Source organism: Vibrio fluminensis (assembly GCF_015278125.1).
GTDB lineage: Bacteria > Pseudomonadota > Gammaproteobacteria > Enterobacterales > Vibrionaceae > Vibrio > Vibrio fluminensis.
Genome location: NZ_JADILO010000035.1, coordinates 56,850 through 68,648, shown reverse-complemented (window position 1 = coordinate 68,648; position 11,799 = coordinate 56,850). Strand labels below are relative to the sequence as shown.

11 protein-coding genes are annotated in these 11,799 nt (G+C 43.7%); 6 read left to right on the top strand and 5 right to left on the bottom strand.

What is annotated here, in order from left to right:
• Positions 1-49 precede the first annotated feature (49 nt).
• On the bottom strand, positions 50-385 hold the full coding sequence (locus IRQ95_RS18825; protein WP_075650356.1) for a Grx4 family monothiol glutaredoxin: 336 nt from the start codon (positions 383-385) through the stop codon (positions 50-52).
• A 385-nt stretch (positions 386-770) separates the two neighbouring features.
• Between IRQ95_RS18825 and sodB the strand changes: the two genes are divergently transcribed.
• From sodB to IRQ95_RS18810, 3 genes are all read left to right on the top strand, one after another.
• Positions 771-1,355, top strand: a complete 585-nt coding sequence (gene sodB / locus IRQ95_RS18820; protein ID WP_075650358.1) for a superoxide dismutase [Fe] — start codon at positions 771-773, stop codon at positions 1,353-1,355.
• Positions 1,356-1,476: 121 nt separating this feature from the next.
• A complete protein-coding gene (locus IRQ95_RS18815) occupies positions 1,477-1,980 on the top strand; it encodes a VC2046/SO_2500 family protein (protein WP_194438790.1) in 504 nt (167 codons plus the stop codon).
• 191 nt (positions 1,981-2,171) lie between these two features.
• Complete coding sequence (locus IRQ95_RS18810) at positions 2,172-2,834, top strand: SDR family oxidoreductase (protein WP_194438767.1); 663 nt, start codon at positions 2,172-2,174, stop codon at positions 2,832-2,834.
• Between the two features lie 9 nt (positions 2,835-2,843).
• Here the strand turns inward: IRQ95_RS18810 and IRQ95_RS18805 are convergent, their stop codons facing one another.
• Positions 2,844-3,293, bottom strand: coding sequence for a low molecular weight protein-tyrosine-phosphatase (locus tag IRQ95_RS18805; RefSeq protein ID WP_194438765.1), 450 nt, complete (start codon positions 3,291-3,293; stop codon positions 2,844-2,846).
• Positions 3,294-3,312: 19 nt separating this feature from the next.
• On the opposite strand from IRQ95_RS18805, the gene cobO reads away from it, so the two are divergent.
• Both cobO and IRQ95_RS18795 read left to right on the top strand, forming a co-directional pair.
• Positions 3,313-3,984, top strand: a complete 672-nt coding sequence (gene cobO / locus IRQ95_RS18800) for a cob(I)yrinic acid a,c-diamide adenosyltransferase (protein ID WP_194438763.1) — start codon at positions 3,313-3,315, stop codon at positions 3,982-3,984.
• Between the two features lie 222 nt (positions 3,985-4,206).
• On the top strand, positions 4,207-5,181 hold the full coding sequence (locus IRQ95_RS18795; protein ID WP_194438761.1) for a DUF6929 family protein: 975 nt from the start codon (positions 4,207-4,209) through the stop codon (positions 5,179-5,181).
• Positions 5,182-5,233: 52 nt separating this feature from the next.
• Here the strand turns inward: IRQ95_RS18795 and IRQ95_RS18790 are convergent, their stop codons facing one another.
• The 3 genes from IRQ95_RS18790 to apbC form a co-directional block, all read right to left on the bottom strand.
• Complete coding sequence (locus tag IRQ95_RS18790) at positions 5,234-7,369, bottom strand: AsmA family protein (protein ID WP_194438759.1); 2,136 nt, start codon at positions 7,367-7,369, stop codon at positions 5,234-5,236.
• Positions 7,370-7,539: 170 nt separating this feature from the next.
• Entirely contained in the window at positions 7,540-8,181 is a 642-nt protein-coding gene (gene udk, locus IRQ95_RS18785; RefSeq protein WP_075650370.1) for a uridine kinase, read from the bottom strand.
• A 223-nt stretch (positions 8,182-8,404) separates the two neighbouring features.
• Positions 8,405-9,478 (bottom strand): iron-sulfur cluster carrier protein ApbC, encoded by a 1,074-nt coding sequence (gene apbC, locus IRQ95_RS18780; protein WP_194438757.1) that lies wholly within the window; start codon positions 9,476-9,478, stop codon positions 8,405-8,407.
• 158 nt (positions 9,479-9,636) lie between these two features.
• Here apbC and metG point away from each other — a divergent pair, with 158 nt between their 5' ends.
• Positions 9,637-11,712: a methionine--tRNA ligase gene (gene metG, locus IRQ95_RS18775; RefSeq protein ID WP_194438754.1), complete on the top strand. Its 2,076-nt coding sequence runs from the start codon at positions 9,637-9,639 to the stop codon at positions 11,710-11,712.
• The last annotated feature ends 87 nt before the right edge of the window (positions 11,713-11,799 follow it).

The following is an 11,799-nucleotide window of genomic DNA, read 5'->3' as shown; positions in this document are numbered from 1 at the left end:
ATCGAATGTGACCCTTATAAATCAAGAAAAACTGTGAATTTAAACAGTATTATTCAGCGTCGCCTTGCGCACGTGCAGCCGCTTCTTTAACTAGTGGCTGAAGTTCGCCCTTTTGGAACATCTCGATAATGATATCGCAACCACCAATTAGCTCGCCTTCAACCCAAAGTTGTGGGAATGTTGGCCATTGCGCGTATGCTGGAAGCTCAGCACGGATATCCGGGTTTTGTAGAATATCTACGTAAGCGAATTTTTCACCACAAGCCATTAGTGCTTGAGCCGCTTGTGAAGAGAAACCGCAGCTAGGTAGTTTAGGTGAACCCTTCATGTAAAGTAGGATTGAGTTCTCTGCGATTTGCTGTTTGATTTTTTCAATAGTTTCCATTGCTTCCTCTGATGGAGTTACTGCAAGATATCAGCACATTTTAAACCATTGTCGAAGAATAAAAAGCACAGAATTATTGCGGGTATTACTAAAGGTGTTTTCACGCTATCTTAACACGTTATCTACCTATGAGTAATCTCAAGCTGATTTCACTGAATTTTCGCTAAAACCACGTTTTTTATGTGCTTAAATAAACAGTTAGAAACGAATTTTTTCTAAAACTATTTACTCCCGTGTGCTTTTAATCACGTAAAAACTTGATAAACTAGCAACAAGTCAGTCAAATTGACAACGACACGCAAGGTCGCGGGTCGGATAAAACAATAAACATCTGGAAGCAATTGAAAGAGTGTTACCTCTTTCTATATCAATGGAGAAACGAGCAATGGCATTTGAACTACCAGCTCTGCCTTATGCAAAAGACGCATTAGAACCACACATCTCAGCTGAAACGCTAGATTTCCACCACGGCAAACATCACAACACTTACGTTGTAAAACTAAATGGCCTGATCCCAGGTACTGAGTTTGAAGGTAAGACTCTAGAAGAGATCGTTAAAACTTCTACTGGCGGTGTATTTAACAACGCAGCTCAAATCTGGAACCACACGTTCTACTGGCACTGTCTTGCGCCAAATGCTGGTGGTGAGCCAACAGGTGCTGTAGCAGATGCAATCAACGCTGCATTTGGTTCTTTCGAAGAGTTCAAAGCTAAGTTTACTGACTCAGCAATCAACAACTTTGGTTCATCTTGGACTTGGCTAGTTAAGAAAGCTGACGGTTCTCTAGAAATCGTTAACACTTCAAATGCGGCTACTCCTCTAACAGAAGAAGGCGTAACTCCGCTTCTAACTGTTGACCTATGGGAACACGCGTACTACATCGACTACCGTAACGTTCGTCCAGACTACATGAACGGTTTCTGGGCTCTAGTTAACTGGGATTTCGTAGCAGAGAACCTAGCTAAGTAATCCAGCGGTTACGCAAAATTTCAAAAGCCTGCATCCAGCAGGCTTTTTTCGTTTATAGGCAAAATTTACTTAAAGTTTCCCAACACTTAGCCGTTAACTTAACTGGAAAGTGAGGGACGCAATGCAAATCGACGCGATCAATAACATCAGTGCTATTAACGAACTTAAGTTCGGTACGGGAATTAACCATGCCGTTCACGAAGGGCGTCGTGCTGACTTCGCTTTGTTGCTTTCTATGTTCTCAAGTGATGTGCGTGATAACACACCTGTAGAACAAATTGATAATATCGAGATTACTGACCAAGCCCTACGTCAACGTTTTGATTTACAACTTCCCCAGCAGCTACAGGCCGATCAAAGCTCATATCAAATATCGGCACAACAAGCGCACCAATTTCATCAAGGCGGCTTAGCGAGCGCAAAACTTGCCCACTATTTAATGCCAGAGGCTCTGGTTTACCTTCCGGAACAAACTCACACACTCCCAGAAGAGGTTTACCACAACCTGTCTTTACATCAACAGCGGCAACTTGGTGAGAAAGAGCCGAAAAAACTCATGCCTTTTGATCTTTATAATCAATTAGTTGAAGCAAAAAGAACCTTTCAAATTCAAACGCAAGCCTAACTAATTGCGACCTCTAGCACATATTTATCCATTCTATCTTTAGGTTTCCGAGTTTGTGAATGGACGCAAAAAATCGACAACTCGTACAACATACTCACAGCTTATTTGATGTTATTCACATCTAAATAACAATAAATCAACCATTCTTTGTGGACAGAAATTTTTGTCACCAATAGATGGAGAGTAAAGGTATGAAAGTAGACAATGCAGTTGTGTTAGTGACCTCTGCTGGTTCTAGAGTTGGAAGTACGCTCGCCGCTCATTTTTCATCTCTTGGTGCGCACATTATTCTATGTGATAGTGACAAACGCCTGCTAGATGAAACCTATAAACGTTGCCGTACTACCAATGATAATGTGCATAGATTTGAAGTTAGAGACTACTCCATTTCATCTATTCGACACCTATTCCAATCTATAGAGAGTTCATTAGGACGCTCGCCTGATGTTTTAATCAATACTTTTACTACCAAAGCAATCCCGAACATATTTGAGCATTCGGCTTACGATACTTTTGCTATGAATTTATCTTCAATGGCAAGTACATTGTTTGGCTTTGGGCAGGTATCTGCCGATAGAATGAGACAAGAGAATAAGTGCGGTGTGATTGTAAATGTGATTGGCTACACCAACTATGAGGATATGGCAGGTTTTGATAATGCTTCCTCATTTGTATCCGGGTTTACCCAAAGTTGGGCAAAAGAACTCGGCCCTTTTAATATCCGCGTTGGTGGCGTGGTGCCTTGCGGCGAGGCAAACGGACAAAATTGGGCAGAAGTACAAGATGAAGTCATCCGTAACACTGAATACATTGTTACGAATGACTATTTCAATGGCCGGATCATGGCTGCCTAATTATCCCAGTTATAACTGACGCAGTACGCTCTCCGCTGCGTCTTCCAACAAGTCTAATACCAATTCGAATCCTTGCTCACCACCATAATATGGGTCCGGTATTTCTTGATGCTCCGAATCGCCAAAACTCAGATAGAGTTTTAATTTAAACTGATGCTCTGCAGGGCAGATTGTTTGGAGATCACTTAAATTGTCATTATCCGCCGCCAGAATTAAATCAAAGTAGGCGAAATCTTGTAGTTCGACTTTGCGAGAACGAATGCCTTTAAATGAATAACCACGACGCTCGCCCGCTTGTCGCGAACGTTCATCGGGTGGGTTACCTTGGTAATAACCAATCGTACCCGCTGAGTCTACTTCCACATCAATCCCCATTTGCTTTGCTTTCGCACGCAATACCGCTTCACCCGTTGGTGAACGGCAGATATTTCCCATGCAGACAACCAATATCCTTTTCATTCGTTCCCCTGAATTATCAATGGTTTTTCTTAACCTTAGGTTGGTCTATCATAGCGAGAATAGCGAATCGAAAAAAGGAATTAGCAACATGACAGAAAACGACAAACAACAACGTCATAAAGCGCGACAAGAGAAAGTGAAACAGCAGGTAGATGCCAAAGTTGCTGCTGCAACCGAAGTTAAAGGTTTAATTTTGGTCATCACTGGTAACGGTAAAGGCAAATCTACTTCAGGTTTTGGCACTATCGCTCGTGCTGTTGGTCATGGTCAAAAATGCGCAGTAGCTCAGTTTATTAAAGGTACTTGGGACAACGGTGAGCGCAACCTGCTAGAAAAATTAGGGGTTGAATTTCAAGTCATGGCGACCGGTTTTACTTGGGAAACTCAAAATAAACAAGCCGATACTGAAGCGGCTCAGTTGGTTTGGCAAGAGTGCAAACGCATGCTGCAAGATGAGTCTATTGATGTCATTTTGTTTGATGAACTGACTTACATGGTGACTTACGGCTACATTGATCTTGATGAAGTGGTTGAAGCACTCAATAATCGTCCGAAAATGCAATCTGTCGTTATCACCGGACGTGCGGCGCATCGTACTCTAATTGAGATGGCTGATACCGTATCTGAAGTAAAAAACGTCAAACACGCTTTCGAATCCGGCGTCAAAGCGCTCAAAGGTGTCGATTGGTAGATAGAATTAATCGTATTTAGAGCTATCTACTTGATAGCTCTCATTACCACCCAATACCTGAAGCGTAGTGAAACTGCTAAGTCACCCCAAGATTTATAAAATCTCTCTTCATTGTTACGGCTTTCACTGGAAGTCAGCTCTAATTTCCTCCGATTGCACCTTCTCGTTATGTTCCTCTGTGTTAGCGTCTTAATAATTTGTTACATATAAGGACATACTCACATGAAGCGAACAATCTTAACCCTTTGTATCGGTGCGCTATTTACTGGCTCTCTAGCCGCTCAATCACTCACCCTTGAGTTTTCAGATCGTACCACTAACTATAACTTTCCTTCAGCATCCGGTGTTGTCGTCGAGCAGAATAAGATTTACGCAGTGGGTGATGATTCACCCTGGTTCCACCAGATGAATGCCGATTTCACTATCGCAGAAAAAGAACTCATCAAGGACTATCCGGTTGGCGATAACGGCCGTATCATTAAAAAAGTCAAACCCGACTTTGAAGCGCTTGATGCCCTAACAGTCAGTGATAAGCCTGCTTTTGTTATGTTAGGTTCCGGCAGTAAGCTTGATGTCCGCGAGTGGGCAATCGTGATCAGCCAAGATCGTCAACTTAGAATTGAACGCTCTTTAAAGCCATTGTACATCGCTCTGCGACAGGCCGCAGGTTATAGCGCGGATCAAGAAATTAATATCGAAGGTTTAGCCTCATCTGAAGATTATGCGTACATTATCAACCGTGGCAATGGTGGTTCAAACGTCATTTTTGAAATTGACCTAGACGATTTCCAAGACTACCTTGCGGGTGAAGATGAACTGCTAGAAGACATCAGAGCCTACCACGTCAACCTAACGGTCGTAGAAGGTTTTGAAGCTGGCCTATCAGGCGCTGAATATTGGAGTGATACACAAAGCTTAGTGGTAACGGCATCAATTGAAGCAACAGGAGATGCTTACAATGATGGTGAAATCTTAGGAAGTTATGTCGGCGTTGTTCCACTCAATACGTTATCACAAAGCCAGACAGTCGATCTCAGTGACAATCTCATTCCATTGATGAACAACAACCAAAGAGTCATCACCAAAGTTGAGTCAGTCGCCTTTACCAGCGAAACGCCAACCAAGTTAGAAGGCGTACTTGCCAGTGACAACGACGATGGCACCAGTGAGTTCTTCAACTTCAAGCTAAGCAAATAGAATCATAAAAAAAGCCCTCAAACTGAGGGCTTTCATTTCAATATCAATAATGTTAGTTAAACAAACCTTTAATAATGCTATTTACCGCATCTCGGGTTTTTTCATCTTTGATTTTTTCGCCCAACTTTTCATCAAGCTTTTCAAGACCACGATCGATCTCTTTTTGTGCTTTCTGTTTCAACACATCATCAAAGACCAATTTGAACTTCGGATCAGACCATTTGCCTGACACATTAATTGGAATGGTGAGATCTTTTAGCTCGTCGATGTCCTTACCACCCTGCCCTTCTAGCGAACCAACGATCGAGGTGCTAATAGTAAAATCTGCGGTCTCATTGAGGTAATTAGCACTACCTTCACCACGAACACGCAGCAATGGCGATTGAGCATGAAGGTTATTGGTCGATACCACGCCATTTTTCAAGTTTAGCGTGGCTGTCATCGCGCTGAAGTCGGTCTTCTTAGCTTGGTCCTGTCCTTCTACAGACTCGCCTTTAAACTTCGCGTAGTTCTCTCGGATTAACTGCGCGACGTTGATACCATTAACCGCACCATCCGCAAAGTTGATCTTAATTGTACCGGCAAGATTTTGCTTCATTGTAGTTGGCGCTAAACCTTTACCTTTAACGTCAACATCAATATTGCCAGTGCCTTCTAACTTATCGTTTTGCGCCACATCAATCAGTAACGGTAGCACTTTCACGCCTTTGATCTGTTTTTTAGCACTGTAGGTCGCTGGCGATTTACGTGCATCTAACGTTGCGGTCGCTTTGATAGAACCATCGTAGAGATTTGAGCTAAATGAGGTGAGTTTGACTAGGCCACGATTAACGCTGAACTTAGCCGCAACGTTTTGCATTTTCGCATTGCCTGCCTTGAACTTATCAATCGTGATTGCACCGGTCACATCCAGCGCTTTTAACGCCGTTAGATCTGGCTCCTGCTCTTTCTCAGCCTTGGCAACTTGACTCTGTTGTTCAGACTTAGCTTCACCTTCACTCGTTTGTTTACCCGATTTTTCTTGAGTATCTTTGTCTGTGCCTAAGAATGCATCAACATCAATTTCAGGACTGTGAAGATTAAAGATAATCTTTGGAATGTCTGCGAGTGTCACATCTAACTTACCATCAAACTGCAAAGCATTGGCGGTCAGTTTTTCCAATACAAAACTTAAGTGGTTTTTAGTTAAATCAAACGTTAAGTCCGATGCCATATCCACTTTCATTGGCGATTGCGGCAATGCTGCACCTTCAAATGTAGCATCGAGCCCCAGCTGCTTCATGGTCACTTTACTGATCGCTTTATCTACCGTCAGCTGTGCACCGCCTTTAAGATCAAGCGCTAAATCTGCCACGGTTCCCTTAACTGCATACTTGAGGTTGTTGGCTTGATCGAACGCAAAGGTATCCAATTGAATTGAAGCAGACTCTATCTTGTTACTTGCATCGCTATAACTCGCATCAAAACTGATGTTTTTTAGCTCATATTGAGTAAAACCTGTCATCAATTTCAACTCTGCGGTGCCTTGCGCTGCAAATTTTTGCTGATTGGTTTCACCTTTCATCGCAAAATCTGCTTTGCTCCAAGCATCCAGAGCGAACTCGGTTAACGTCAGCGACACGTCGTACAATTTGGTATGCGTACCCGCCTGATCATCTTGAATATCAAGTAGTGCATTGGTAATCGAAATACCCGCTAGGCTGATAGTCCAAGCTGATGCTGGCTGTTCACTCTGCTCTGTCGCTGGCGCATTTTCCGGCGTAGATGATGCTGGCTCAGAAGCCGCTTGTGGTTTATTTGCTTGGAGCGCATCTAAGTTTTTCACGCCATCTTTACGGGTTTCAAGGTAGAACTCCGCGCCATCAAGCGTCACATTGCCAATTTCTAGCTGCTGACTAAACAGAGGCATCACTGAAACATCGATACCGACCTGTTCGACTTTAAACAGATTAGGCTGACTAAAACCTTGTGGGTTCTTCAGTTCAGTTTTGCCTAACGTAAAACCAACCGAAGGGAAGAATTGCCAATCAATGTCGCCTTCAATCACAAGATCTAAACCAGTTTGCTGTTTAGCTTGCTCAACGATAAGGGGCTTAAATTGGTTAGGATTTACGAGCAACACCAATGCCAAGATGGCGGCGATGATTGCCACGATAGGAATGGCGAGCACTAACGCGATTTTCTTCATCAGCAGAGTCCTTGCTTAACTGCCTAGCGGCGATGTGGGAAAAGTTTACTGAAAGTATAATGGTTTAGCGCAAAATTAGTACAAAAACGATTATCTTGCAGCAAAAAGAAAGTGGCACTTAAAGTGCCACTTATCGAGAAAAAAATAAAGTCTCTAAAATCAGAATTAGGTTAAGATTTCAGAAGCTTAGCAATGTGCGCTTTAAGCACATCGATCGCGATACGGTTTTTACCACCGCGAGGAACGATGATGTCTGCGTATTGCTTTGATGGTTCAATAAACTGCATAAACATTGGACGTACAGTCTCTTGGTACTGTTTAAGTACCGATTCCATTGTACGACCACGCTCTTCTACGTCACGCTTAACACGGCGCAATAGACAGATATCAAGCGGAGTATCCATAAATACTGTCGCATGACACAGTTTACGTAGACGTGGATCTGTTAGAAGTAGAATACCTTCAAGAATGATCACTTTCTTTGGTGTCATTGTTGTGGTGTTCTCTGTACGAGTATGCTCTGAGTAGCTGTACTCAGGCACTTCAACCGCTTCACCTTTAACTAGTTTCTCTAGGTGATCACACAGTAGATCGTGATCTAGTGCACTCGGGTGGTCATAGTTAGTTTTTACACGTTCTTCCATGCTCAGATGAGTCTGGTCGTTGTAGTAGCAATCTTCCGTAATTACACCAATTTGATGATCGCCTACCTTCTCGCGAAGTTCATTATAAATAGTGCTTGCGATTAAGCTTTTACCAGAAGCTGACGCGCCAGCAATACCGACGATTACACATTGATTATTATCAGACATTATTCTTGCACCCGATGAATTGATTGGTGAGCTGTGACCTGCTAATAGTGTGGCATGGAAAGGTTAGCAGAGCCAAATTAAACTGCCTGATTATAGGGAGTTCATTAGTGAGATACCAGAAAGTAATAGACTAAATCGTCTTTCTATACAAAATGGAATAAGAAAAGACAAAGCAAACGTTTAGCTGGCATAACACCAGCTAAATCTAGATATACAACAGCACTCACAACATGGTGATGTTTATAGCATCTGGTTGAACATCACCTCGCCAGTAGAGGCGTGCACAGACGGCCTCTGCCAGTTCTAGGTACTGCTTGGTATGTTCAGAATCTGGTCGTGCGGCCACGGTTGGGCAACCAGCATCGATATCTTCACGAACATGAATATCGAGTGGAATTTGTCCCAATAAGTCCAAATTGTACTCCGCCGACATCTTCTCCGCGCCACCCGTACCAAAGATATGTTCTTGGTGACCACAATTGCTACAGATGTGATAACTCATGTTCTCAACCAAACCGACCAAAGGGATCCCCACTTTATCGAACATCGCGGCACCTTTGCGCGCATCAGCTAAAGCAAGATCTTGCGGAGTAGTGACAATCACGGCGCCTGTAACTGGAATTTGCTGCGCGAGACTCAATTGAATATCACCCGTACCTGGCGGCATATCAATCACAAGATAATCCAATTCAGGCCAATCCGTTTCATTGAGTAATTGAGCCAGCGCTTTCGATGCCATCGGACCACGCCAAATGGTGGCTTCATCTTTAGACACAAGATAACCAATCGAGTGGGTGTAGATACCATGGGCTTCAACTGGCTGCATCCACTTATTATCACGTACCGTTGGTTGCGCCTCAACCTGACCAATCATCATTGGCACTGAAGGACCATAGATATCGGCATCAAGTAGGCCTACTTTGGCACCGCTGCGCGAGATGGCTAACGCTAAGTTGACTGAGGTTGTCGACTTACCAACGCCACCTTTCGCTGACGTGACAGCAATAATGTTTTTCACGCCTTTTACTGTACTGCCAAGGTGATTCACTAGCGTCTTCACCTGCACGCCCACTCGGTAGTTAAACTTAGCCACTACTTGACTCTGTTGCTGAGCTTGAATCCATTGGTCGATATCAGCCACCAGCTGATTCGCAGCGTACGGGAGTTTAATATCAAAAAAACCTTCCGCATCGACACTGACAATACCCGGTGTGGATGCCCAGTTTTGAATCACAGAATGGTGCTCGTATTGGCTTAACCAATCGCAAAAATCTTGTTTGGAATTGAACTGACGCATAGGTCCTCCTTTATCCCTCCCATCCTAGCACTCGAATCGCCGATACAGAACCCTGAAAAAACTAGGGGATTGCCGATTTGACACCTTGGAGTCGCTGTTTGAATCGGGTAGTATTAGTCTCTATTTTTTGTACCTATCGAGAAAAGCGAATATTAAGTATGGCAAACGATCCAAGAAACTTTCCTGCAAGGAAAATGCTGGTAACTTGTGCCCTTCCGTACGCTAACGGTTCGATCCACCTAGGTCATATGCTTGAGCATATCCAAGCTGACATCTGGGTTCGTTACCAACGCCTACGTGGCAACACTGTAAACTTCATCTGTGCTGACGACGCTCACGGCACACCGATCATGCTTAAAGCTCAACAGATGGGTATCTCTCCTGAAGAGATGATCGCAGCAGTAAGTGAAGAACACCAGAAAGACTTCGCTGGCTTCGATATCAGCTTTGATAACTACCACAGCACGCATTCTGACGAGAACCGCGAGTTGGCATCTCACATCTATCTACAACTGAAGAAAAATGGCTTTATTTCTAGCCGCACTATCTCTCAGCTGTTTGACCCAGAAAAAGAGATGTTCCTACCTGACCGTTTTGTTAAAGGTACTTGCCCTAAGTGTAAGTCTGAAGATCAATATGGCGACAACTGTGACAACTGTGGTGAAACATACAGCCCAACTGAACTGATTGATCCAAAATCAGCAGTGTCTGGCGCAACACCGATCATGAAAGATTCTGAGCATTTCTTCTTCGATCTACCTCAGTTTGAAAGCATGCTAAAAGAGTGGACTCGCTCTGGCTCGCTACAATCTGAAACAGCGAACAAGATGCAAGAGTGGTTCGAGTCAGGTCTACAACAGTGGGATATCTCACGTGATGCACCTTACTTCGGTTTCGAGATCCCTGGTGAAGAGAACAAATTCTTCTACGTTTGGCTAGATGCACCTGTTGGTTACATGGCTTCATTCAAGAACCTATGTGATAAGACAGAAGGTCTAGACTTCGACGAATACTGGAAAAAAGACAGCACAACTGAGCTGTACCACTTCATCGGTAAAGACATCGTTTACTTCCACAGCCTATTCTGGCCAGCAATGCTAGAAGGCTCTGGTTTCCGCAAACCAAACAACGTATTCGTTCACGGCTACGTAACGGTAAACGGCGCGAAAATGTCTAAGTCAAAAGGTACGTTTGTTAAAGCAAGCACATACCTAAATCACCTAGACCCAGAATGTCTACGTTACTACTACGCGGCGAAACTAAATAGCCGTATTGATGACCTAGACCTTAACCTTGAAGACTTCTCTCAACGTGTAAACGCTGACGTAGTAAACAAGATTGTTAACCTAGCATCACGTAACGCTGGCTTCATTACTAAACGTTTTGAAGGCAAACTGGCTGAAAACTTCGCAGAGCCTGAGCTATACAATGAATTTGTATCGGCTGCTGATCGTATTGCTGAGCTTTTCGAAACTCGCGAATTTGGTCGAGCAATCCGTGAAATCACAGCGCTTGCTGACAAAGCAAACCAATACGTGGACGAAAAAGCACCTTGGGTAGTTGCTAAAGAAGAAGGCAAAGATCAGGAACTACAAGAAATCTGTTCTGTAGGTATCAACCTGTTCCGCGTTCTGATGACTTACTTGAAGCCTGTAATGCCTGCACTTGCGGCGCGTACAGAAGCATTCCTAAACCAAGAACTGACTTGGGAAGGCATCGCGGCTCCGCTAACAGCTCACGAAATCACGGCATTTAAAGCGCTATTCAGCCGCATCGATCCTAAGAACATCGAAGCGATGATCGAAGCCTCTAAAGAAGATGCAGCCGCTGAAATGGCAGCAAAAGAGAAAGCAGAAGCGGCAAAATCAGCAGGTGAAACTGAACTAAGCAAAGACCCAATTGCAGAAGAAATTGAGTTTGATGCATTTGCAAAAGTTGACCTACGTATCGCTAAGATTGTTTCTTGTGAAGCCGTACCAAAAGCAGACAAACTACTGAAATTCCAATTGGATATCGGTGGTGAAATGCGCCAAGTATTCTCAGGCATCAAATCTGCTTACAACCCTGAAGACCTAGTAGGTAAGCTAACGGTTGTTGTGGCAAACCTTAAGCCTCGTAAAATGAAGTTTGGTATGTCTGAAGGTATGATCCTAGCAGCAGGCCCTGGCGGCGCTGATCTATGGCTACTTGAGCCACACGAAGGTGCTCAACCTGGTATGCGTCAGGATAAGTAAGTGGTCAGAAAATTGCGCAAGGAAAATCGCTTAGAACTAGGCGCAGATTGCCGCTAACTAGTTATTCTAATTACAAAATCTGCAACA

Coding starts and splice junctions, on each gene's coding strand:
- IRQ95_RS18810 (WP_194438767.1), top strand. CDS start 2,172: ATGAAAGTAGACAATGCAGTTGTGTTAGTGACCTCTGCTGGTTCTAGA.
- IRQ95_RS18825 (WP_075650356.1), bottom strand. CDS start 385: ATGGAAACTATTGAAAAAATCAAACAGCAAATCGCAGAGAACTCAATC.
- sodB (WP_075650358.1), top strand. CDS start 771: ATGGCATTTGAACTACCAGCTCTGCCTTATGCAAAAGACGCATTAGAA.
- metG (WP_194438754.1), top strand. CDS start 9,637: ATGGCAAACGATCCAAGAAACTTTCCTGCAAGGAAAATGCTGGTAACT.
- IRQ95_RS18790 (WP_194438759.1), bottom strand. CDS start 7,369: ATGAAGAAAATCGCGTTAGTGCTCGCCATTCCTATCGTGGCAATCATC.
- udk (WP_075650370.1), bottom strand. CDS start 8,181: ATGTCTGATAATAATCAATGTGTAATCGTCGGTATTGCTGGCGCGTCA.
- IRQ95_RS18795 (WP_194438761.1), top strand. CDS start 4,207: ATGAAGCGAACAATCTTAACCCTTTGTATCGGTGCGCTATTTACTGGC.
- cobO (WP_194438763.1), top strand. CDS start 3,313: ATGGTTTTTCTTAACCTTAGGTTGGTCTATCATAGCGAGAATAGCGAA.
- IRQ95_RS18805 (WP_194438765.1), bottom strand. CDS start 3,293: ATGAAAAGGATATTGGTTGTCTGCATGGGAAATATCTGCCGTTCACCA.
- apbC (WP_194438757.1), bottom strand. CDS start 9,478: ATGCGTCAGTTCAATTCCAAACAAGATTTTTGCGATTGGTTAAGCCAA.
- IRQ95_RS18815 (WP_194438790.1), top strand. CDS start 1,477: ATGCAAATCGACGCGATCAATAACATCAGTGCTATTAACGAACTTAAG.